Annotated in this window: 19 protein-coding genes; 16 read left to right on the plus strand and 3 right to left on the minus strand. The window is 50.6% G+C overall.

Annotated features, from left to right (window positions below):
• Nucleotides 1-146 precede the first annotated feature (146 nt).
• A complete protein-coding gene (gene ackA / locus IEV89_RS01980; RefSeq protein ID WP_188469876.1) occupies nucleotides 147-1,349 on the minus strand; it encodes an acetate kinase in 1,203 nt (400 codons plus the stop codon).
• Nucleotides 1,350-1,884: 535 nt separating this feature from the next.
• On the opposite strand from ackA, the gene yfbV reads away from it, so the two are divergent.
• From yfbV to IEV89_RS02000, 4 genes are all read left to right on the plus strand, one after another.
• Nucleotides 1,885-2,340, plus strand: coding sequence for a terminus macrodomain insulation protein YfbV (gene yfbV / locus IEV89_RS01985; RefSeq protein WP_188469878.1), 456 nt, complete (start codon nucleotides 1,885-1,887; stop codon nucleotides 2,338-2,340).
• A 178-nt stretch (nucleotides 2,341-2,518) separates the two neighbouring features.
• Nucleotides 2,519-3,013, plus strand: a complete 495-nt coding sequence (locus tag IEV89_RS01990) for a YfbU family protein (RefSeq protein ID WP_188469880.1) — start codon at nucleotides 2,519-2,521, stop codon at nucleotides 3,011-3,013.
• Nucleotides 3,014-3,039: 26 nt separating this feature from the next.
• On the plus strand, nucleotides 3,040-3,693 hold the full coding sequence (locus IEV89_RS01995; protein WP_188469882.1) for a sugar phosphatase: 654 nt from the start codon (nucleotides 3,040-3,042) through the stop codon (nucleotides 3,691-3,693).
• 135 nt (nucleotides 3,694-3,828) lie between these two features.
• Nucleotides 3,829-5,661, plus strand: coding sequence for an SLC13 family permease (locus IEV89_RS02000; RefSeq protein ID WP_188469884.1), 1,833 nt, complete (start codon nucleotides 3,829-3,831; stop codon nucleotides 5,659-5,661).
• A gap of 6 nt (nucleotides 5,662-5,667) precedes the next feature.
• Here IEV89_RS02000 and yfbR read toward each other — a convergent pair whose 3' ends face one another.
• Together yfbR and IEV89_RS02010 are read right to left on the minus strand one after the other, a co-directional pair.
• On the minus strand, nucleotides 5,668-6,267 hold the full coding sequence (gene yfbR, locus IEV89_RS02005) for a 5'-deoxynucleotidase (protein WP_188469886.1): 600 nt from the start codon (nucleotides 6,265-6,267) through the stop codon (nucleotides 5,668-5,670).
• A gap of 145 nt (nucleotides 6,268-6,412) precedes the next feature.
• Nucleotides 6,413-7,627: a pyridoxal phosphate-dependent aminotransferase gene (locus IEV89_RS02010; protein WP_188469887.1), complete on the minus strand. Its 1,215-nt coding sequence runs from the start codon at nucleotides 7,625-7,627 to the stop codon at nucleotides 6,413-6,415.
• Between the two features lie 971 nt (nucleotides 7,628-8,598).
• On the opposite strand from IEV89_RS02010, the gene lrhA reads away from it, so the two are divergent.
• From lrhA to nuoL, 12 genes are all read left to right on the plus strand, one after another.
• Nucleotides 8,599-9,543, plus strand: a complete 945-nt coding sequence (gene lrhA / locus IEV89_RS02015) for a transcriptional regulator LrhA (protein ID WP_188469889.1) — start codon at nucleotides 8,599-8,601, stop codon at nucleotides 9,541-9,543.
• Nucleotides 9,544-10,259: 716 nt separating this feature from the next.
• The gene (locus IEV89_RS02020) at nucleotides 10,260-10,697 is read left to right on the plus strand and encodes an NADH-quinone oxidoreductase subunit A (RefSeq protein ID WP_188469891.1); all 438 of its coding nucleotides are present in this window, start codon (nucleotides 10,260-10,262) and stop codon (nucleotides 10,695-10,697) included.
• 21 nt (nucleotides 10,698-10,718) lie between these two features.
• Nucleotides 10,719-11,393, plus strand: a complete 675-nt coding sequence (locus tag IEV89_RS02025; RefSeq protein WP_188469893.1) for a NuoB/complex I 20 kDa subunit family protein — start codon at nucleotides 10,719-10,721, stop codon at nucleotides 11,391-11,393.
• A 148-nt stretch (nucleotides 11,394-11,541) separates the two neighbouring features.
• A complete protein-coding gene (gene nuoC / locus IEV89_RS02030) occupies nucleotides 11,542-13,341 on the plus strand; it encodes an NADH-quinone oxidoreductase subunit C/D (protein WP_188469895.1) in 1,800 nt (599 codons plus the stop codon).
• 14 nt (nucleotides 13,342-13,355) lie between these two features.
• Complete coding sequence (gene nuoE / locus IEV89_RS02035; RefSeq protein ID WP_188470343.1) at nucleotides 13,356-13,880, plus strand: NADH-quinone oxidoreductase subunit NuoE; 525 nt, start codon at nucleotides 13,356-13,358, stop codon at nucleotides 13,878-13,880.
• Entirely contained in the window at nucleotides 13,877-15,247 is a 1,371-nt protein-coding gene (gene nuoF / locus IEV89_RS02040) for an NADH-quinone oxidoreductase subunit NuoF (protein ID WP_188469897.1), read from the plus strand. The genes nuoE and nuoF overlap by 4 nt, the downstream gene beginning before the upstream one ends.
• A gap of 157 nt (nucleotides 15,248-15,404) precedes the next feature.
• Nucleotides 15,405-18,131 (plus strand): NADH-quinone oxidoreductase subunit NuoG, encoded by a 2,727-nt coding sequence (gene nuoG / locus IEV89_RS02045; protein WP_188469898.1) that lies wholly within the window; start codon nucleotides 15,405-15,407, stop codon nucleotides 18,129-18,131.
• Nucleotides 18,128-19,105: an NADH-quinone oxidoreductase subunit NuoH gene (gene nuoH / locus IEV89_RS02050; protein WP_188469900.1), complete on the plus strand. Its 978-nt coding sequence runs from the start codon at nucleotides 18,128-18,130 to the stop codon at nucleotides 19,103-19,105. Before nuoG ends, nuoH begins: the two co-directional genes overlap by 4 nt.
• A 14-nt stretch (nucleotides 19,106-19,119) precedes the next feature.
• Nucleotides 19,120-19,662, plus strand: a complete 543-nt coding sequence (nuoI, locus tag IEV89_RS02055; RefSeq protein ID WP_188469902.1) for an NADH-quinone oxidoreductase subunit NuoI — start codon at nucleotides 19,120-19,122, stop codon at nucleotides 19,660-19,662.
• Nucleotides 19,663-19,674: 12 nt separating this feature from the next.
• Nucleotides 19,675-20,232 (plus strand): NADH-quinone oxidoreductase subunit J, encoded by a 558-nt coding sequence (gene nuoJ, locus IEV89_RS02060; protein ID WP_188469904.1) that lies wholly within the window; start codon nucleotides 19,675-19,677, stop codon nucleotides 20,230-20,232.
• Complete coding sequence (gene nuoK, locus IEV89_RS02065) at nucleotides 20,229-20,531, plus strand: NADH-quinone oxidoreductase subunit NuoK (RefSeq protein WP_188469906.1); 303 nt, start codon at nucleotides 20,229-20,231, stop codon at nucleotides 20,529-20,531. The genes nuoJ and nuoK overlap by 4 nt, the downstream gene beginning before the upstream one ends.
• Nucleotides 20,528-22,375 (plus strand): NADH-quinone oxidoreductase subunit L, encoded by a 1,848-nt coding sequence (nuoL, locus tag IEV89_RS02070; RefSeq protein ID WP_188469908.1) that lies wholly within the window; start codon nucleotides 20,528-20,530, stop codon nucleotides 22,373-22,375. Before nuoK ends, nuoL begins: the two co-directional genes overlap by 4 nt.
• Nucleotides 22,376-22,381: the final 6 nt, after the last annotated feature.

A 22,381-nucleotide genomic window follows, 5' to 3' on the forward strand; every position in this document is an offset into this window, starting at 1 on the left:
AAGGGGCTGCGCGGATTCGCTATCCTGTATTTGAACAGGTCACGATGGGGACTTTACGCTGGCTGCTTCCGGACTGGCTACGCTCGCCTGTTATGAAAAATTGTTATGTAAAAAACTGCCAGCAGACGCTGGCAGTGGATGCAATATTATGCGGTCAGACGGGCGGCATCTTGAGCAATAACCAGCTCTTCGTTGGTTGGGATAACCAGCGCGGCGCGAGTGCCTTCTTTGTTGATGGCACCGGATTTGCCGAAGCGTGCAGCAAGGTTGCGTTCGTGATCAACTTCAAAGCCCAGCAGGCCAAGTTTCGCCAGAGACAGCTCGCGCACCATGGCTGCGTTTTCGCCGATACCGCCGGTGAAGACAACCGCGTCCAGACGACCTTCCATCAGTGACGTGTAGCTAGCGATGTATTTCGCCAGACGGTGACAGAAGACGTCCATCGCGCGTTTGGCATCTTCTTTGGTTGCGTAGTTGTCTTCAACATAACGACAATCACTGGTGACTTCAGTCAGGCCCAGCAGACCAGACTCTTTGGTAAGCAGCTTGTTGATTTGATCAACACTCATGCCAAGTGCGTCATGCAGATGGAAGATGATCGCCGGGTCGATGTCACCGCTGCGGGTCCCCATCACCAGACCTTCCAGCGGGGTCAGACCCATAGAAGTATCTACGCATTTACCGTTACGGATTGCGCTGACGGAACCGCCGTTACCCAAGTGGCAAGTGATCAGATTCACTTCGTCCACTGGCTTGTTGAGCATTTTTGCAGCTTCCTGCATCACGTAGAAGTGACTGGTGCCGTGTGCGCCATAACGACGGATGTGATGATCGCGATATAGGCTGTACGGGAGTGCATAAAGATATGACTCTTCCGGCATGGTCTGATGGAATGCTGTGTCAAAGACTGCTACATTTTTATCAGCAAGTTTCGGGAAGGATTTCAAGGCTTCAGCGATGCCAATCAGGTGCGCGGGGTTATGCAGTGGTGCAAACGGAATAGATTCTTTGATACCCTGAATCACTGCTTCATTGATGAGCATTGATTTCGTCAGTTTTTCGCCGCCGTGAACGATGCGGTGGCCTATGGCAACCAGTTCAGCAGACAGTTCAGGTTTTTGCGACAGGATGTTGTTAACAATGTATTTAAGCGCTTCACTGTGCGCAGCACCGGCACCTAAAGCGGCCTCTTCTTTTTTGCCGTCCATTTTCCACTTAAGGCGGGCTTCCGGCAGGTGGAAACATTCGGCCAAACCTGAAATGTGCTCTTCGCCGTTCACTGCATCAATGATGGCGAACTTAAGGGAAGAACTGCCACAGTTAAGAACCAGAACAAGCTTACTCGACATGGAAGTACCTATTGATAGTTGGTGTTGTATAGTAAATAAACAATACGCGTGGTTAATAAATCGTCAGGTTGACACCAAGCGTAGCGCATAATGAGTCTGGTAATTATGATTCGTATCATGCCAGACAACCAAAACCAGCATGCCAATGAAAAAGATGAAGAATCACTCACGTTAATAAAGGTCTGCACTTTATAGAACAAAAGTTATACTGGCTATGGTCACAATGTACCGGTTATCTGTTCTTCAGAATGTTATTTTTTAGTGTTGTTTATTTGTAAAAACACTAACAAATAAGACTCTATTTAGTTACAAAACACCCTTTGCAGAAGCAATATTATATCAGCTTGCTGTAAAAACGGGTTTAGGGGCGTCAAACCGCGATTAGACAGGATGTGGCTGTTGATCAAAAGCCCCGATTTTGCTGGCACAGGATACCGATTGTGCCCGCAAAAACAAAATATATTTAATTGGGTTAAAATCCCGTTTGTTTTTTAAAACTATTTTTTAATTTTTATAGGTGAAGTTGAGGTTCATTATGACCAGTAAGCCATCAGGTTCTGTCAGTTGGTTTCAGGTTTTCCAGCGCGGACAGCATTACATGAAAACCTGGCCATCCGATAAGCGTCTGGCGCCTGTATTTCCTGAGAACCGCATCTCGACAGCGACGCGTTTTGCGGTGCGCTTTATGCCACCATTGGCTGTCTTCACATTAACCTGGCAGATTGCCCTTGGAGGCCAGCTTGGCCCGGCGGCAGCGACATCTATCTTCGCTTGTAGCCTACCGATGCAGGGGCTCTGGTGGCTGGGTCGCCGATCACTTACCCCTTTGCCTCCCACTTTACTCGGCTGGTTCCATGATGTGCGTCAAAAATTGGTAGAGGCCGGGCAGGCGCTGGCACCTATAGAGGGAACGCCCACTTACCAGTCGCTGGCCGATGTGTTGAAGCGTGCTTTCAAACAACTGGACAAAACCTTTCTGGACGATATTTAACGGATGCTGCGGCATCCGTTTTACTCAATGCGGCTTTTGCATGTTCATTGAGGCTTCTTAATTAAATGCATTTCAACTCAGTTTATGGGTTCAAATCAAAGAATGCTTAGCTTGCGATTTCGCACAAGTTTGCCCTGTGCCATTCTTCGGTCATTATGCAGACAAGAGGAGTTTCACGATGGAAATGACAAACGCTCAACGCCTGATTTTATCCAATCAATATAAAATGATGACAATGCTGGATCCGGATAACGTTGACCGATATCGCCGGCTACAAACCGTGATCGAGCGTGGTTTTGGGCTGCAGATGCGTGAACTCGATCGTGACTTTGGTGAGTTGTCAGAAGAGACCTGCCGTATTGTCATCAACGTCATGGAAATGCACCACGCAATGCAGGTTTCATGGACCCACATTAAAGATACTCAAGGTATAGATCGCCGCCGTTTGGATTTTCTTGGCTTCGATGCTGCGACTGAATCCCGTTATCTCAGCTATGTACGTTTTATGGTTAACACGGAAGGGCGCTACACCGATTTTGATTCTGGAACGCACGGTTTTAATTCCCAAACCAAGATGTGGGAGAAGTATCAGCGCATGTTGGCCATCTGGCTGGCATGTCCTCGCCAGTATCATTTGAGCGCGGTTGAGATCGCACAAATTATTAACGCCTGAAATTAAAAATTTAAAGGAGCTTGCCTGTGCTTTGCAAAGGGTTCTTGTTTGATCTTGATGGAACGTTAGTGGACTCACTACCCGCGGTAGAACGAGCGTGGATCAGTTGGGCGCTGAGTCGTGGGCTTGCTCCACAAGAAGTACTGGCGTTTATTCACGGCAAACAGGCGATAACTTCTTTACGTCATTTTATGCCGGGCGAAAGTGAAGAGAGAATTCAGCGCGAATTTCTCAAACTTGAGCAGATGGAAGCGTCTGATACCGAAGGTGTCACCGCGCTTCCGGGCGCACATGTGTTGCTTAGTGAACTGAACCGCCAGAATATCCCCTGGGCGATTGTTACCTCGGGTTCAGTTCCGGTAGCGCATGCGCGTCACGGTGCCGCTCATTTGCCAAGACCGGCGGTGTTTATTACTGCTGAACAGGTAAAACGGGGTAAACCTCAGCCAGATGCCTATCTGCTGGGTGCGGAACGATTGGGTCTGGCGCCGGAAGATTGCGTGGTGGTCGAAGATGCTGCTGCAGGCGTTATGTCTGGTCTTGCTGCTGGTTGCCAAGTGATCGCCGTGAATGCGCCCTCCGATACGCCGGGAATGGATCGGGTTGATATGATCCTGACTACGCTGGAAGTGCTGCTGGTTGAAGCGAACGGGCAGACTGTCTGCGTGAGCCTGCGCTAATTTACGGCATGCTGTTTAAAACAACAATTTCGTTGACATCAACCCCGCATTGGCGGGGTTTTTTATGGCATTCTTGAATATACGCTTTACCTGCTTTTGTCGCTTTTACCTTCTCATTACAAAGGGAGCCTTGTTTTGACCAGTGAACTGATTTGGGTATTGACGCTACTGGCGGCAGCGATAGTACTTTTTGCCAGCAACAAACTGCGGATGGACGTGGTCGCCCTGTTGGTGATTATCGCTTTTGTGATGAGCGGAACTCTGACGCTCAATGAAGCCATGGCAGGATTCAGTGACCCGAACGTGATCTTGATCGCTGCACTATTTGTGGTCGGTCATGGTCTGGTTCGCACCGGCATTGCCTGGCAGGTCGGGGAATGGTTGATGAAAGTTGCTGGTAACAGTGAAACCCGCATGTTGGTTTTATTGATGCTGACCGTTGCCGGACTCGGTGCGTTTATGAGTTCAACCGGCGTGGTGGCAATTTTTATCCCCGTGGTACTGAATGTCTCAGCAAAAATGAAAACCGCTCCGGCGCGACTGATGATGCCAATGAGTTTTGCTGGCCTTATCAGCGGCATGATGACCTTGGTTGCCACGCCGCCCAATATGGTAGTGAACAGCGAGTTGCTGCATGAAGGATTTGATGGGTTTGGATTTTTTGGCGTAACTCCGGTAGGTCTGGTGGTGTTGTTTATGGGTGTCGGCTATATGTTACTAGCGCGGGGATGGCTCTCATCTGAGAACGGTGCTGTACAAAAAGAGACCTGGCAGCGGCGTACTTTTCGAGATCTTATTCGCGATTACCGCCTTACCGGCAGGGCGCGCCGGATGGCGATACGTCCGGGTTCTCCGCTGGCAGGCAAAGCACTTGACGATCTACATTTACGCTCGCGATACGGTGCCAATGTGGTGGGCATCGAGCGCTGGCGAAAATTCCGCCGGGTAATGGTTAGCGCCACCGGCAACACTGAACTTCGTGCTCGCGATGTCTTGTTGCTCGACATGTCGGATAGTGAAATTTCCATCCGTCAGTTCTGTGTTGATGAACAGCTTGAGCCGATGGTGCTACGCGGCGAGTATTTCTCAGAACAGTCGCGCGACGTCGGCATGGCCGAAGTGTCATTGATCCCCGATTCAGAACTTCTGGGTAAAAGCCTGCGTCAGGTCGGTTTCCGGTCACGTTATGGTTTGAACGTTGTAGGCATACGCCGTCAGGGTGAGGTGCTGGAAGGTAAGTTGGTTGATGAGGCGCTGCAACTTGGCGACATGCTGCTGGTGATAGGTGACTGGAAACTCATTCGCCAACTGCAACAGCAGATGCATGATTTTGTCGTATTAAACCTGCCTGCTGAGGTCGATGATGTTGCTCCGGCAGTTAGCCAGGCACCGCATGCCCTTTTTTGTTTGGCGTTAATGGTCGCGTTGATGCTTACCGACGAAGTACCCAATGTCATTGCGGCTATCGCTGCCTGCCTGCTCATGGGTAAATTCCGTTGTATCACGATGGAAGGGGCGTACAAGTCAATTCACTGGCCAAGTTTACTGCTGATTGTTGGCATGATGCCGTTTGCGCTGGCGCTCCAGAAAACCGGTGGGATTGCGTTAATCGTGCAGGGATTAATGGGGATCAGCGGAGGACATGGCCCACATATTATGCTACTCAGTTTGTTCATCCTGTGCGCCATCACTGGCCTGTTTATTTCAAATACGGCCACTGCGGTTCTGATGGCTCCTATCGCTATCGCCACGGCGCAACAGATGGGATTATCGCCATATCCCTTTACTATGATCGTCGCTATTGCCGCCTCAGCGGCCTTTATGACCCCGGTTTCATCACCGGTAAATACCCTGGTGATGGGGCCAGGAAATTACCGCTTTAGCGACTTCGTCCGGATTGGCGTGCCTTTTACTTTGATCGTGATGGCCGTTAGTATCCTGCTGGTGCCGGTTCTGTTCCCATTCTGATGCATTTCAGAGTGGCGAATCCTGGCTGATTTCGTCCAGCGACAAGCTGAAGCTTGGAATGAAGACTTCCATGAAATAGTCCATTTCCGGGCTTTGGCGCAATGCGAGGGTTTTTTCCAGGCGCGCCTTTGCCAGCGTGAATTCGGTGTTCCCTGCGGACAGTTCCTCGAGGCACTTCAGATAAGCGCAAAGCGAATCAGCCTGCTTCACCGTCAATTTCTCCTGCTCGCTGTAATAATGCTCATCAATCAGCGAGCGGAAATCAGCCTGAAGCTCTGCTGGCAGCATGTCGATCATCTTCTGCTGGGCAATTTTCTCTATCTTTTTGTATTCATGCGCAATTTGCGGATTGTAATACTTAATTGGCGTCGGCATATCGCCCGTCAACACCTCACTGGCATCGTGGTACATCGCCAGCAATGCTACGCGTTCCACATTCAGATGGCCGCCAAATTTTCGGTTTTTGATAACGGCCAGCGCATGGGCGACAAAAGCGACCTGCAAACTGTGTTCGGAGACATTTTCAGTACGCACATTGCGCATTAGTGGCCAGCGGCCAATCAGTTTCAAACGGGATAAGTAGGCAAAAAAGTGGCTTTGGCTCATAGGTCTCTCACAACAACAGCGAAGGAGGTTCTATTGTGTGCAGTGGCGCTGGGTTATGCAAAGGATTATGTGAAGAGATACGCGTCATCCTTCATGTTGCTGCTGTGTGCTGGGCAACCTGGAGGATGACGCGTTTTTATCCTGATTACTGGCGGTAGGTTTCGAGGAATCGACCGAGTTTATTGACGGCCATTTCCAGTTCATCAACGCGCGGCAGGGTGACGATACGCACGTGATCCGGATACGGCCAGTTAAACGCGGTGCCCTGAACCAGAAGGACTTTTTGCTGTAACAACAGGTCAAGAACCAATTTTTGGTCATCATGAATGTTAAAGCGTTTGGCGTCGATGCGTGGGAACATATACAGCGCGCCGCGGGGTTTAACACATGATACTCCTGGGATCTGATTGATCAGTTCCCAGGCTTTGTCGCGTTGTTCAAGTAGACGCCCGCCCGGTTGTATAAACTCGCTGATGCTCTGATAGCCGCCGAGTGCCGTCTGAATGGCATGCTGCATCGGGACATTGGCACAAAGACGCATCGACGCTAGCATCTCCAGCCCCTCGATATAGCCTTTAGCATGTTTTTTGGGTCCGTTAAGGACCATCCATCCCTGACGAAAACCTGCCACGCGGTAAGTCTTGGACAGACCGTTGAACGTGACTGTCAACAAGTCCGGTGCCAGCGCTGCAATGGAAATATGCTCGGCATCATCGTACAAAATTTTGTCGTAGATTTCATCTGAGAAGATAATCAAGTTATGCTCTCGGGCGATCTCGACGATCTCCATCAGCAACTCTTTGCTGTACACCGCGCCGGTAGGATTATTCGGGTTGATGATCACAATACCCCGGGTCCGCGGGGAGATTTTTGCACGGATATCATCAAGGTCTGGGAACCAGTCCGCCCCTTCATCACAGAGGTAATGGACAGCATTACCGCCGGAAAGTGATACTGCAGCAGTCCATAAAGGGTAGTCAGGCGCAGGAACCAACATTTCATCGCCGGTGTTCAGCAGTGCCTGCATAGATTGCACGATCAGTTCTGAAACCCCATTGCCTATATAGATATCTTCAACGGTAATGTCACGCATGTCGCGCGCCTGATAATGCTGCATGATGGCTTTGCGGGCAGAGAAAAGGCCTTTCGAGTCACAATAGCCCTGGGCTGTCGGTAAGTTACGGATAACATCAACAAGAATTTCATCAGGTGCATCAAAACCAAATGGCGCAGGGTTGCCAATATTGAGTTTGAGAACCTTATTACCTTCTTCTTCCAGACGTTTTGCTTCTTTGAGTACCGGGCCGCGAATGTCGTAGCAGACGTTGTCCAGTTTGCGGGATTTTTCAATCGGGGACATGTGAATGTGAGCCTTTTCTGTAAAGCCTGTTCTTCCCTGGCGCATGGTAGCCGTGGAACAAAGCGAAGGGCACAATTTACTCTCACCGGCTCTACTTTTGAAGGGGTATGCTTGGCTTTAGTGCAAAACATTAGATGTGGCATGGGTGGTGATGTATTATCTGGTTTTTTATTATTTACTTGGTTTGATTACCTTTTATTTTACTTAATGTAAGCATGATAAACCAAAGAAATGATACGTTACTGACCTTGCAGACAAGATGTTTCTGCTTTGCGGACGTGAAATACAAGTTGCCTAAGCTGATGGGGCGGGGTGATAAGGAAAAATTTAAAAAGTCAGGTAGGTTCTTAAGATTATGTTTAGTGGATAAAAGATATCCTAACGTGTTTATACCTAATTCTGTAAAACACTGGATAAATTAACAGATCGGAACAGTACTACGTAAGTCTTACTCTTAAATTTGTAAGCAGGACTAATCAATATATTTTATTAAAACTTATTTTGAATAATATCAATAAATGTAGAAAATTCCGAAGCATGCTTTAGCTTAATGATCCCATCTTTCATGTGGTTTTCTAACGGGCTAAATGGAAAATCCATTAATAATTCAAATTAGAGGAATTATTAATTAATAAGCCTTATGTGTACTCTGCATTGCGTCGCGGTTTTGTTGTGCAACAGTTGCTGAACAGCGCTCTGTTGCTAACTGTGCACCGGTATTGATTAATCAATAAAGTTCTCAAATCAGTAGTTCTAATCATTTCTGGTTATTTAAAATGAGAAAATATTAAGGCGTTTTGTACATGACGAGGGGCAATCCCCGATAATTTTTAGCCATATTGCAGAAATATTTCTCATTTCTACTCAACTAATGAGTGAGTGCGTGCCATATCTGGTATTCTGAATTTGCGGGTACTTTACCGCATTAATCAGGGTAGCTTGTTATTAGATTTTAAAAGTGAAGAAAAACTATGACAAATGCAAATCGTCCAATCCTTAATCTTGACCTTGATCTGCTGAGGACTTTTGTTGCAGTTGCTGATTTGAATACGTTTGCCGCCGCCGCAGCTGCAGTATGTCGTACTCAGTCAGCCGTCAGCCAACAGATGCAGCGTCTCGAACAACTGGTAGGGAAAGAGCTGTTTGCCAGACATGGACGTAATAAATTATTGACTGAACACGGAATTCAGCTACTGGGATATGCGCGGAAAATTCTGCGTTTTAACGATGAAGCCTGTACTTCGCTTATGTATAGCAATGTACAGGGTGGCATCACCATTGGGGCCTCAGATGATACTGCAGATACCATTCTTCCCTTCCTCTTAAGCCGTGTAACCTCTGTGTATCCGAAGCTCTCGATTGACGTTAGGGTCAAACGCAGTCCGTTTATGCTGCCTATGTTGGAAAGTGAGGAAGTGGATCTGGCGATCACCACGATGACGACGTCGGATCATCCGCATATAGTCTTACGTACATCGCCAACCTTATGGTACTGCTCTGCTGATTTTGCTTATCCGTCTGGTGATAGTGTGCCGCTGGTTTTGCTTGATGAACCGAGTCCTTACCGGTCTATGGCAATCGATTACCTTAATCAGGCAGGCATCCCATGGCGTATTGCTTACGTGGCCTCTACGTTATCGGCTATCCGTGCTGCTGTAAGAGCTGGCCTGGGTATTACCGCGCGACCGATTGAGATGATGAGCCCAGAATTGCGGGTTTTGGGTGATCAAGATGGCTTGCCGCGCCTGCCGGACACGCAGTATGTTCTTTATAAGAATGCACATAGTGAAAATGAATTGGCAATGGCAATTTTTAATGCCCTGGAACAGGGTAACGATCCCTATTCATTAAGTTCTTATGCTCAACGTCCGGCAGTGGATGACAATCAGATCATCGTCGCAAATCCTAAAATTTAAGTCTGTTATTTGAGTACACTTACCCCCAGCCCTCCAGAAATGTGAAGACGGTAGTAAAGACTCATCCTTCTTTATGAGTATGCCAGGTAGGAAAAATAGGGGTTTTGGTCGGTTTCATGACCATAACCCCTATTTTTTCATCTTATCTATAAGTGTCACTCCGACAACAGCGACAAAGATTGCTTTTTTTAAGCCAAATCCTCATCCGAAAGAACTTTCTTTTGGGGGGGGCTTAGTGAGCATGGAGTAAATCAAGCACGCTATTTTATCGATGATAATCAAAAAAAGTTGTCAAAACATTGTGTTTTTTAGCAGAAAATCTCATCAAAATGTGTCTTGGATCAAAAAAATAACCTTGTTTAGTACATGGAAGAACCGTTTCCTCCTGAGGAGATGGTATTCTTTAGCCCGATGCATTAAATCCTGAAAACATAGCCTTGTTCTATCAAACTATTCACTGACTCGATTTAGCACGTCGCGTTCGCATGATATGTTAATAAAATGATGTTCATGTAAATTAATGTAGAGATGCTTTTGTCTAAGTTGACAAAAGGTTATATAAAGGGGTAAAAAGCCCACAGTAAATCACTGGCTTAAACCGTTTATAGGCCGTGATATTATGTGGTTATTAATCCTTCCCTTGAATCGATGTGGTGCGCAAGCTGCCGTCAAAGAGCAGATGCTATAGCGCCGCTTTTGATGAGTAAGCTAAGAGTATGTCAACAGCCACTGAAGTTATCGCTCAACACTGGGCGTTCGCGGTATTTCTGATCGTCGCAATGGGTCTTTGTTGCCTCATGTTATTGGGTGCAGCGTTCTTGGGTGGGAGAGCCAGAGCGCGATACAAAAACACACCTTTTGAATCTGGTATCGCATCTGTGGGTACGGCCCGCATGCGTCTTTCCGCCAAATTTTATCTGGTAGCGATGTTCTTCGTTATTTTCGACGTAGAAGCCCTCTATCTCTATGCATGGTCAACCTCTATCCGTGAAAGCGGATGGACCGGGTTCGTTGAAGCCACCATTTTCATTTTAGTCCTGTTAGCCGGCCTGTTTTATCTAGTACGCATTGGCGCACTAGACTGGACACCAACACGTTCGAAAGGACCTGTTAAACCGAGCCCAGCGATTAACACCAACAGTCATCCGCAGTAAGTAATAGCGAGGCATATTAAGATGGATTATACGCTCACCCGCATAGACCCGGACGGTGAGAACGACCGGTACCCCCTGCAAAAGCAAGAGATCGTTGGTGATCCTCTTCAGGAGCAAGTTAAGCGCAGCGTCTTTATGGGGAACCTCGAAGAGGCGATGCATGGGATGGTGAACTGGGGTCGCAAAAATTCCCTTTGGCCATATAACTTCGGCCTTTCTTGTTGCTATGTTGAAATGGTCACCTCGTTTACTGCGGTTCACGATGTTGCACGTTTTGGTGCGGAAGTTCTGCGTGCTTCGCCGCGCCAGGCTGATTTCATGGTCATCGCCGGGACCTGTTTTACCAAAATGGCACCGGTGATCCAGCGATTGTATGACCAAATGCTTGAACCGAAATGGGTGATCTCCATGGGAGCCTGTGCAAATTCAGGCGGCATGTATGACATCTATTCCGTAGTACAAGGCGTTGATAAATTCCTGCCCGTTGATGTTTATATCCCAGGTTGTCCACCGCGTCCGGAAGCTTACATGCAGGCCCTGTTACTGCTGCAAGAGTCCATTGGTAAAGAGCGCCGCCCGCTGTCGTGGGTTGTTGGTGATCAGGGCGTTTACCGTGCAAATATGCAGTCTGAGAAAGAGCGTAAACGCGCAGAGCGTATCGCCGTGACGAATCTGAAGTCTCCTGACGAGATTTAACACTGCGGTCTGGCATATACAAGGTCAGTCGAGTTTCATCAAGGCAGTCAGCGCAGATGCGACTTGAAAGAGGCCAGGTATAGTCAACCCTGAGGGTGAAGGATCTCCCCTTACGGCATAAATGACCATTTAGTGTGGTGAAAATAAAATGACAGATTTGACGACGCAAGACACCGCTCAGCCAGCATGGCAAACCCGCGATCATCTTGATGATCCGGTCATCGGCGAATTGCGCAACCGTTTTGGGCCAGAGGCCTTTACTGTTCAAGCAACCCGTACCGGAATACCCGTGGTATGGATCAAGCGTGAACAGATACTTGAAGCGATCACTTTCTTACGCAAACAGCCAAAACCTTACGTCATGCTGTTCGACCTGCATGGTATGGATGAGCGTTTACGTACTCACCGCGACGGTTTACCGGCCGCGGATTTTTCCGTTTTCTACCACTTGCTTTCTGTCGAGCGAAACCGCGACATTATGCTCAAAGTTGCGCTGGCGGAAAACGACCTGCATCTTCCAACCATCACCAAGGTGTTCCCAAATGCCAATTGGTATGAGCGTGAAACCTGGGAAATGTTTGGTATTACCTTCGATGGCCACCCGCATCTGACGCGCATAATGATGCCGCAGACCTGGGAAGGGCATCCGTTGCGTAAAGATTATCCGGCGCGCGCGACCGAATTCGATCCTTTCGAGTTGACCAAACAGAAAGAAGATTTGGAGATGGAGTCGCTGACCTTCAAGCCTGAAGATTGGGGCATGAAGCGTGGTACCGAAAACGAGGACTTCATGTTCCTCAACCTTGGTCCAAACCACCCGTCTGCGCACGGTGCATTCCGTATTATTCTCCAGCTCGATGGTGAAGAGATCGTCGACTGCGTACCGGATGTTGGCTACCACCACCGCGGTGCGGAAAAAATGGGCGAGCGTCAGTCATGGCACAGCTACATTCCGTACACTGACCGTATCGAATATCTCGGCGGTTGCGTTAATGAAATGCCTTACGTGTTGGCCGTTGAAAAACTGGCCGGTATCACCGTAGGTGATCGCGTTAACACCATCCGCGTGATGCTTTCCGAACTGTTCCGCATTAACAGCCATTTGCTTTATATCAGTACGTTCATTCAGGACGTCGGTGCGATGACTCCCGTGTTCTTCGCATTTACCGACCGTCAGAAAATCTACGATCTGGTTGAAGCGATCACCGGTTTCCGTATGCACCCAGCGTGGTTCCGTATCGGTGGCGTGGCCCACGACTTGCCGAAAGGGTGGGAGCGTCTGCTGCGTGAATTCCTGGACTGGATGCCAGCCCGTTTGGACTCTTACGTTAAAGCCGCGCTGAAAAACACGATTCTGATTGGCCGTTCCAAAGGCGTTGCTGCCTATAATGCGGATGATGCGCTGGCTTGGGGCACTACCGGTGCAGGTCTTCGTGCAACCGGTATTCCATTTGACGTGCGCAAATGGCGCCCGTATTCCGGTTATGAAAACTTCGATTTTGAAGTGCCGGTTGGTGATGGTGTCAGTGACTGCTACTCGCGTGTGATGCTAAAAGTGGAAGAGCTGCGTCAGAGCCTGCGCATTCTGGAACAGTGCTATGCAAACATGCCGGAAGGCCCGTTCAAAGCCGATCACCCGCTGACAACGCCGCCACCGAAAGAGCGCACGCTGCAACATATCGAAACCCTGATCACGCACTTCCTGCAAGTATCTTGGGGCCCGGTCATGCCAGCGCAAGAATCTTTCCAGATGGTTGAAGCCACCAAAGGGATAAACAGCTACTACCTGACGAGTGACGGCAGCACCATGAGCTACCGCACCCGTATCCGTACGCCAAGTTATCCGCATTTGCAGCAGATCCCGTCAGTTATCCGTGGCAGCCTGGTTTCAGACTTAATCGTCTACCTGGGCAGTATCGATTTCGTAATGTCAGATGTGGACCGCTAACGATGACTAATTCCATGAACAATTCAGAGCTTCAGTACATCAACGTTTCAGAGCCAAACACGCAGTCTGCGTTTGAGTTCAATGACGCTGAGCGCGAAGCCATTGAGCATGAAAAACATCACTACGAAGACTCCCGTGCGGTGTCTATCGAAGCGCTGAAAATCGTGCAAAAGCACCGTGGCTGGGTTCCGGATGGTGCGATTTACGCTATCGCTGAAATCCTGAATATTCCCGCCAGTGATGTGGAAGGCGTGGCGACATTTTACAGCCAGATTTTCCGTCAGCCGGTTGGCCGACATGTGATCCGTTACTGTGACAGCGTGGTGTGCCACATCACCGGTTATCAGGGGATCCAGGCGGCACTTGAACAGCAATTGAATATCAAACCGGGCGAAACTACCGAAGATGGGCGGTTTACCCTGCTGCCAACCTGCTGTCTGGGTAACTGTGATAAAGGCCCATCGATGATGATCGACGAGGACACTCACAGTCGTTTGCAGCCTGAGAAAATCAGTGAATTATTGGAGCGTTACTTATGACATTCCAGGGGTTTACACCAAAAAAAATCGACCGCACGCCGGAAATGCATCCGTTGACCTGGCGTATGCGCGAAGACGAACAACCGGTTTTCTTCGATGAGTACCGTAGCAAAAATGGCTACGTCGGTGCTGAGCGAGCCCTGAAAGGCATGGCGCAGGATGACGTGATCTCGTTGGTCAAAGATGCGGGCCTTAAAGGCCGCGGCGGCGCAGGTTTTTCCACGGGGTTGAAGTGGAGTCTGATGCCGAAAGACGAAAGCATGAACATCCGCTATCTGCTGTGTAACGCCGATGAAATGGAACCCGGTACTTATAAAGACCGCTTGCTGATGGAGCAAATGCCCCATTTGCTGGTGGAGGGGATGCTGATCTCCGCATTCGCCCTGAAAGCTTACCGTGGTTACATCTTCCTGCGTGGCGAATATATTGAAGCCGCCGTCAATCTGCGCAAAGCCATTGAAGAAGCCAAAGCGGCAGGCCTATTGGGTAAAAACATCCTCGGTACCGGTTTTGACTTCGAACTGGTGGTACATACCGGCGCTGGCCGTTACATCTGCGGCGAAGAAACTGCCCTGATCAACTCCCTGGAAGGCCGTCGCGCTAACCCTCGCTCCAAACCACCGTTCCCGGCTTCATCAGGTGTATGGGGTAAACCGACCTGTGTAAACAACGTCGAGACCCTGTGCAATGTGCCGGCAATTATTGAGTATGGCGTGGAGTGGTATAAAGGGATTTCCGCAGGTAAAAGCAACGACGCCGGCACCAAAATGATGGGCTTCTCTGGCCGGGTAAAAAACCCGGGCGTTTGGGAACTCCCCTTTGGTATTACTGCCCGTGAAATCCTGGAAGATTATGCCGGTGGCATGCGTAATGGCCTGAAATTCAAAGCCTGGCAACCGGGTGGCGCAGGTACCGACTTCCTGACGGCCGATCACCTCGATCTGCCTATGGACTTTGAGAGCATCGGTAAAGCCGGTAGCCGTATGGGTACCGGGTTGGCGATGGCTGTCGACCATGAAATCGGTATGGTGTCGCTGGTCCGGAATCTGGAAGAGTTCTTCGCACGCGAGTCCTGTGGCTGGTGTACGCCATGTCGTGATGGTTTGCCATGGAGTGTGAAGATCCTGCGCGCGCTGGAGCGTGGTGAAGGTCAGCCAGGGGATATTGAAACCCTCGAGCAGCTTTGCCGCCAATTGGGTCCGGGCAAAACCTTTTGCGCACACGCGCCGGGTGCTGTGGAACCTCTGCAAAGTGCGATTAAATATTTCCGGGACGAGTTTGAAGCAGGCATCGCCAAACAACATTACAACAATGCGCGGGCGATTGGCGGGATTCAGCCAAATAACCTGCTCAAACAGCGTTGGTAAAAGATTAAGTAAAATTAATGGCAACAGACAGCGGACGGTGAGCCCGCTGCGTGCGAAGCCCTCAACGGGACGCGCTGCCAAGATGACAATCGCCAACCCGGCAAGAATTTTTGATTAACACCCACTGTTAGGTGGGCCACGTGGAAGCATGCTGACTATGGCTACGATTCATGTAGACGGCAAAGAATACGATGTAGATGGAGCGGACAACCTATTGCAGGCTTGCCTCTCTCTCGGCCTCGATATTCCTTATTTTTGCTGGCATCCGGCGCTGGGAAGCGTCGGCGCTTGCCGCCAATGTGCGGTTAAGCAATATCAAAACGCGGAAGACACGCGTGGACGTTTGGTGATGTCATGTATGACACCGGCCTCTGATGGGACTTTTATTTCTATCAATGACGGCGAAGCCAAAGAGTTCCGTGAAAGTGTGGTCGAGTGGTTGATGACTAACCATCCGCACGACTGTCCTGTGTGCGAGGAGGGCGGCAACTGTCACCTTCAGGATATGACGGTCATGACCGGTCATAGCATGCGTCGTTACCGTTTCACTAAGCGCACTCATAACAACCAGGATCTCGGGCCGTTCATCTCTCACGAAATGAACCGCTGTATCGCCTGTTACCGTTGTGTCCGTTATTACAAGGATTACGCGGATGGTACCGATCTGGGTGTGTATGGCGCACATGACAACGTCTACTTTGGTCGCCCTGAAGAGGGTCCGCTGGAAAGCGAATTCTCCGGTAACCTTGTTGAAGTCTGTCCTACCGGCGTATTTACTGACAAAACCCACTCTGAACGCTACAACCGTAAATGGGACATGCAGTTTGCACCAAGCATCTGTCAGCAATGTTCCGTTGGCTGTAACACCAGCCCAGGTGAACGTTATGGAGAACTGCGCCGCATCGAAAACCGTTATAACGGCACGGTTAACCATTACTTCTTGTGCGACCGTGGCCGCTTCGGTTATGGCTACGTCAATGCAAAAGATCGACCAAAGAAACCCCAGCAATTGCGCGGCAACGACTGGATCGAACTGAACGCTGAACAGGCGATGCAAGGCGCGGCAGACATTCTGCGTCAGGCACAAAAAACCATCGGTATCGGTTCTCCTCGCGCGAGTCTCGAAAGCAACTTTGCGCTGCGTGAATTGGTGGGTGCTGACAACTTCTATACCGGTATCAATGCTGCCGAACAGGGCCGTCTTGAGCTGATGCTCAACGTATTGCGCAACAGTGGCGTGCATACGCCAGCGCTGCGGGAAATCGAAGAGTACGACGCAGTGCTCGTTCTGGGCGAAGATTTGACTCAGACCGGTGCGCGTATTGCGCTATCTGTTCGCCAGGCAGTGAAAGGTAAAGCCCGTGCGATGGCTGCAGCACAGCGCGTTGCTGACTGGCAGATTGCCGCCGTGCAGAACATTGGACAGCACGCCAAGCATCCGCTGTTTATCACCAACGTTGATAACACCCGTCTCGACGATATCGCTGCTTACAATTACCGCGCACCAGTCGATGATCAAGCCCGTTTCGGCTTTGCCATCGCCCATGCGTTGGATGATTCAGCCCCCGCAGTTTCCGACCTGGCTGACGGTCTCGACAAAAAAATCGATGTGATCGTACAAGCCTTAGCGGGTGCACGTAAGCCACTGATTATTACTGGCAGCAATGCCGGCAGTGACGCGATTATCGCGGCGGCCGCTAACGTGGCGAAAGCCCTGAAGGCTCGCGGCAGTGACGTCGGTATTACCTTCGTTGCGTCAGCGGCCAACAGCATTGGTTTGTCGATGATTGGTGGTGGCACGCTGGACGCTGCACTTGAGTTGTTGGTCAACGGCGGTGCAGACAGCGCCATCGTGATGGAAAATGACCTTTACCGTCACGCACCGGAAGCGCAAGTCGAAGCGGCACTGAACAACGTCCAGAATCTGTTGGTGCTTGATCATCAGCGCACCCGCATTATGGATAAGGCCAGCCTGATCCTGCCTGCAGCAAGTTTTGCAGAAAGTGACGGTACGTTGGTGAATCAGGAAGGCCGCGCCCAGCGCTTCTTCCAGGTTTATGACCCCGCGTATTTCGACACTACCGTTGCGATGCTGGAAAGCTGGCGCTGGATGCACTCGCTGCACTCCACGCTCAACAGCCGTCAGGTCGACTGGACTCAGCTTGATCACGTGATCGAAGCCTGCGTTGAAGCACTGCCACAACTGAAAGGCATGGTTGAAGCAGCACCCAATGCGGGCTTCCGTATTCGTGGTCAGAAACTCGCCCGTTCACCACACCGCTCAAGTGGCCGTACGGCGATGCGTGCGGACATCAGCGTACATGAACCGCGTCAGCCGCAAGATAAAGACACCATGTTTGCCTTCTCGATGGAAGGGAACAACAACCCGTTAGCCGACCGCAATCAGGTACCCTTTGCCTGGGCACCGGGCTGGAACTCACCGCAAGCCTGGAACAAATTCCAGAGCGAAGTTGGCGGCAGTCTGCGTCATGGTGATCCGGGTGTGCGCATGATCGAAGCAGGCGAGGGGACGTTGGATTACTTCTCCGACATTCCTGCGGCGTTTAGTGCGTCTGCCAATGAATGGCGTGTTGCTCCGTACTATCATCTGTTCGGCAGCGAAGAGATGAGCCAGCGTTCTGGCGTGATTCAGCAACGTATGCCTCAACCTTACGTAATGGTGAACCCGGTAGATGCTGCGCAGTTAGGTGTGAATGCAGGTTCGCAGGTGGAATTCACCTGTGGCGGTCAGACACTGAGCTTGCCGGTACGCCTGAGTGAAACCTTGAGTCAGGGACAAGTTGGTCTGCCACTGGGCTTGCCGGGTATTCCGCCGGTTCTGGTCGGTGCAACGGTTGAGAATCTGCGGGAGGCAGCACGATGAGCTGGTTTACACCTGAAGTGATCGCGGTGCTTATCGCCGTGCTCAAAGCCGTAGTGATCCTGTTAGTGGTCGTGGTCTGCGGTGCGTTCATGAGCTTTGGTGAACGCCGCTTGCTGGCGCTGTTCCAGAACCGTTACGGACCAAACCGTGTCGGCTGGGGTGGCTCGCTACAGCTGGTTGCTGACATGATCAAAATGTTCTTCAAAGAGGACTGGGTACCGAAGTTCACCGATCGCGCCATTTTTACCCTCGCGCCTATGATTGCCTTCAGCTCGATGCTGATTGCTTTCTCCATCGTGCCGGTCACGCCGACTTGGTTCGCGGCTGACCTGAACATAGGTATTCTGTTCTTCCTGATGATGGCTGGCCTCACGGTTTATGCTGTGCTGTTCGCTGGCTGGTCAAGTAACAACAAATACTCGCTGTTAGGTGCGATGCGTGCGTCCGCCCAGACTCTGAGCTATGAAGTGTTCCTTGGTTTGTCACTGATGGGCGTGGTGGCGCAAGCTGGCTCGTTCAATATGCAGGACATCGTCAATTCTCAGACGCACATGTGGAACATCATTCCTCAGTTCTTCGGCTTTTTGACCTTTGCAATAGCGGGCGTTGCGGTGTGTCACCGTCATCCGTTTGACCAACCAGAAGCGGAGCAAGAACTGGCAGATGGTTACCACATTGAATATTCCGGTATGAAGTTCGGTCTGTTCTTCGTGGGTGAATACATTGGTATCGTCACTGTCTCTGCGCTCATTGTCACCTTGTTCTTCGGTGGTTGGCAGGGACCGTTCCTGCCGCCGGTTATCTGGTTTGCGCTGAAAACGGCATTCTTCATGGTGATGTTTATTTTGATACGTGCTGCTCTGCCGCGTCCGCGCTATGACCAGGTGATGTCATTCGGCTGGAAAGTTTGCCTGCCGCTGACGTTGATTAACCTGCTGGCGACCGCTGCGGTCATCTTGTACAACGCGCAATAAGGGGTGATTTAACCATGACATTGAAAGACATAGTTGTCGGGTTCGGCACCCAGGTTCGCAGCTTGTGGATGATAGGCCTGCATGCCTTCGCCAAGCGCGAAACCCAGATGTACCCGGAAGAAAAAGTTAACGTACCGGCTCGCTACCGTGGTCGAATCGTGCTGACGCGCGATCCGGACGGTGAAGAGCGCTGTGTTGCTTGTAACCTGTGTGCGGTAGCTTGCCCGGTAGGCTGTATTTCGCTGCAAAAAGCCGAACATAAAGACGGTCGTTGGTATCCTGAGTTTTTCCGTATCAACTTTTCACGCTGTATTTTCTGCGGTCTGTGCGAAGAAGCTTGCCCGACAACAGCCATTCAGTTGACGCCGGACTTTGAAATGGGTGAATTCAAGCGCCAGGATCTGGTGTACGAAAAAGAAGATCTGCTGATCTCGGGGCCGGGTAAGTATCCGGAATATAACTTCTACCGGATGGCCGGTATGGCAGTTGACGGCAAGTCGAAAGGCGAAGCCGAAAATGAAGCCAAACCGATCAACGTCAAAGGTCTGTTGCCTTAAGGAGCCGCAAGCATGGAATTTGCATTTTATATTGCAGCCGTGGTGGCCGTGTTGGCGACATTGCGTGTTATCACGCACACCAACCCCGTTCACGCATTGCTGTATCTGATCGTCTCGCTTCTGGCGATCGCTGCAGTGTTCTTTTCGCTCGGTGCGTATTTTGCCGGTGCGTTGGAGATCATCGTGTATGCCGGTGCCATTATGGTGTTGTTCGTCTTCGTGGTGATGATGCTGAACCTTGGCAACGTCGAAGAACAGGAACGCCTGTGGCTTAAGCCTTCCACCTGGATTGGTCCTTCGATTCTGTCGATAGTGCTGTTGGGTGTGATGATCACCTCAATTACTGGCCTCCACGACCACGGCATCAACGGTACGATGGTAGACGCGAAAGCGGTTGGTATCGCGCTGTTTGGTCCTTACGTTCTGGCCGTTGAGCTGGCGTCTATGTTACTACTGGCTGGTTTAGTGGTGGCCTTCCATATTGGCCGTGAACAGAAAGCGGGTGAAGTGTTTGGTGATGCACCTGGCACCACTGAAATGGCGAAAAGAAAAACGGAGGAGAGAGCATGATCCCTCTACAGCATGGCCTGATCCTGGCCGCAATTTTGTTTGTTTTGGGGCTAACCGGGCTGCTTGTTCGCCGTAATCTGCTGTTTATGCTGATCAGTCTGGAAGTGATGATCAACGCAGCGGCGCTAGCATTCATCGTGGCCGGGAGCTATTGGGGTCAGGCAGACGGTCAGGTGATGTATATCCTGGCAATCAGCCTGGCAGCGGCGGAGGCCAGTATTGGTCTGGCGTTGCTGTTGCAACTCCATCGCCGCCGCCACACCCTGAATATCGACACTGTCAGTGAGATGCGCGGATGAACCTATTATATTTAACCATTCTGTTCCCGCTGATTGGCTTCATTTTGTTGGCCTTCTCACGCGGTCGCTGGTCTGAAAATACCTCCGCTACCGTTGGCGTAGGTTCAATTGGTCTGGCTGCGCTGACGACAATTTATGTCGGCTTCGATTTCATGACCCAGCGTGCTGCTGGCGTTGAAATTTTCAACCAGAACCTATGGAACTGGATGCAGGTAGGCGACTTCAACATCGCCGCTACACTGACCCTCGATGGGTTGTCGATGACCATGTTGTCCGTGGTGACCGGCGTCGGTTTCTTCATCCACATGTTCGCTTCCTGGTACATGCGCGGTGAAGAAGGGTATTCGCGCTTCTTCGCTTACACCAACCTGTTTATTGCCAGCATGGTGATTCTGGTATTGGCAGACAACCTGTTGCTGATGTACCTCGGTTGGGAAGGGGTGGGTCTGTGCAGCTATCTGTTGATCGGTTTCTACTACACCCATCCGGCCAACGGCTCGGCAGCAATGAAAGCCTTTATCGTCACCCGCGTTGGTGACGTATTCCTGGCATTTGCGCTGTTCATTTTGTACCGCGAGCTGGGTACGCTGAACATCCGTGAATTGATGGTGCTGGCACCGCAGAAACTGGCTGTGGGTGATACAGCTATCACCTGGGCGACGCTGATGTTACTTGGTGGGGCAGTGGGTAAATCTGCGCAGCTTCCATTACAGACCTGGCTGGCAGATGCCATGGCCGGTCCGACACCGGTTTCTGCACTGATCCACGCCGCAACCATGGTGACTGCCGGTGTTTACCTGATTGCACGTACTCATGGCCTGTTCCTGATGGCGCCTGATGTTCTGCATCTGGTGGGCATCATTGGTGGTGTTACGTTGGTACTGGCCGGTTTTGCCGCGATGGTGCAAACCGACATCAAACGCGTCCTTGCTTACTCGACCATGAGCCAGATTGGTTACATGTTCCTGGCACTTGGCGTTCAGGCATGGGATGCCGCTATCTTCCATCTTATGACCCATGCGTTTTTCAAAGCGCTGTTGTTCCTGTCGTCTGGCTCGGTCATTTTAGCCTGCCACCACGAACAGAACATCTTCAAGATGGGTGGCCTGCGTAAATCGATTCCGCTGGTGTATGTCTGCTTCCTGGTCGGTGGTGCAGCCTTGTCTGCGTTGCCAATCCTTACGGCAGGCTTCTTCAGTAAGGATGAAATCCTCGCAGGTGCATTGGCTAACGGCCACCTCAATCTGATGATTGCCGGTCTGGTCGGTGCGTTTATGACATCCATGTATACCTTCCGCATGATCTTCATCGTGTTTCACGGCGAAGAGAAAATTAAAGCTCATGCGGGTAAAGGCATCACACACCATCTGCCATTGCTGGTTCTAATGGTACTGTCGACTTTTATCGGTGCGATGATCGTTCCGCCGCTGAAAGGCGTCTTACCTGATACGACTGAGCTGGCACATGGCAGCATATTGACCCTGGAAATCACCTCGGGCGTTGTGGCGATTGCCGGCATTCTGCTGGCTGCTGCGCTGTACCTTGGCAAACGCACTCTGGTTAACAGCATCGCGAAAAGCGCCGTTGGCCGCTTCTTCACGATCTGGTGGTTCCACGCGTGGGGCTTCGACTGGCTATACGACATGATTTTCGTCAAGCCGTATCTGGCCATCACTAAGCTCTTGCAACGTGATCCGCTTAATTCAATGATGAACTTCCCTGCCGTGCTTTCCCGCTTGGGTAACCGTGGGTTGACGTTGAGTGAAAATGGGCAGACACGTTGGTATGTCGCGTCAATGGGTTTGGGAGCAGTGGTTGTTTTGGCACTGTTGCTGATTGTTTAAGAATAA

Source organism: Hafnia psychrotolerans (genome assembly GCF_014639435.1).
GTDB lineage: Bacteria > Pseudomonadota > Gammaproteobacteria > Enterobacterales > Enterobacteriaceae > Ewingella > Ewingella psychrotolerans.

Coding starts and splice junctions, on each gene's coding strand:
- ackA (WP_188469876.1), bottom strand. CDS start 1,349: ATGTCGAGTAAGCTTGTTCTGGTTCTTAACTGTGGCAGTTCTTCCCTT.
- yfbV (WP_188469878.1), top strand. CDS start 1,885: ATGACCAGTAAGCCATCAGGTTCTGTCAGTTGGTTTCAGGTTTTCCAG.
- IEV89_RS01990 (WP_188469880.1), top strand. CDS start 2,519: ATGGAAATGACAAACGCTCAACGCCTGATTTTATCCAATCAATATAAA.
- yfbR (WP_188469886.1), bottom strand. CDS start 6,267: ATGAGCCAAAGCCACTTTTTTGCCTACTTATCCCGTTTGAAACTGATT.
- IEV89_RS02010 (WP_188469887.1), bottom strand. CDS start 7,627: ATGTCCCCGATTGAAAAATCCCGCAAACTGGACAACGTCTGCTACGAC.
- lrhA (WP_188469889.1), top strand. CDS start 8,599: ATGACAAATGCAAATCGTCCAATCCTTAATCTTGACCTTGATCTGCTG.
- IEV89_RS02020 (WP_188469891.1), top strand. CDS start 10,260: ATGTCAACAGCCACTGAAGTTATCGCTCAACACTGGGCGTTCGCGGTA.
- IEV89_RS02025 (WP_188469893.1), top strand. CDS start 10,719: ATGGATTATACGCTCACCCGCATAGACCCGGACGGTGAGAACGACCGG.
- nuoC (WP_188469895.1), top strand. CDS start 11,542: ATGACAGATTTGACGACGCAAGACACCGCTCAGCCAGCATGGCAAACC.
- nuoE (WP_188470343.1), top strand. CDS start 13,356: ATGAACAATTCAGAGCTTCAGTACATCAACGTTTCAGAGCCAAACACG.
- nuoF (WP_188469897.1), top strand. CDS start 13,877: ATGACATTCCAGGGGTTTACACCAAAAAAAATCGACCGCACGCCGGAA.
- nuoG (WP_188469898.1), top strand. CDS start 15,405: ATGGCTACGATTCATGTAGACGGCAAAGAATACGATGTAGATGGAGCG.
- nuoH (WP_188469900.1), top strand. CDS start 18,128: ATGAGCTGGTTTACACCTGAAGTGATCGCGGTGCTTATCGCCGTGCTC.
- nuoI (WP_188469902.1), top strand. CDS start 19,120: ATGACATTGAAAGACATAGTTGTCGGGTTCGGCACCCAGGTTCGCAGC.
- nuoJ (WP_188469904.1), top strand. CDS start 19,675: ATGGAATTTGCATTTTATATTGCAGCCGTGGTGGCCGTGTTGGCGACA.
- nuoK (WP_188469906.1), top strand. CDS start 20,229: ATGATCCCTCTACAGCATGGCCTGATCCTGGCCGCAATTTTGTTTGTT.
- nuoL (WP_188469908.1), top strand. CDS start 20,528: ATGAACCTATTATATTTAACCATTCTGTTCCCGCTGATTGGCTTCATT.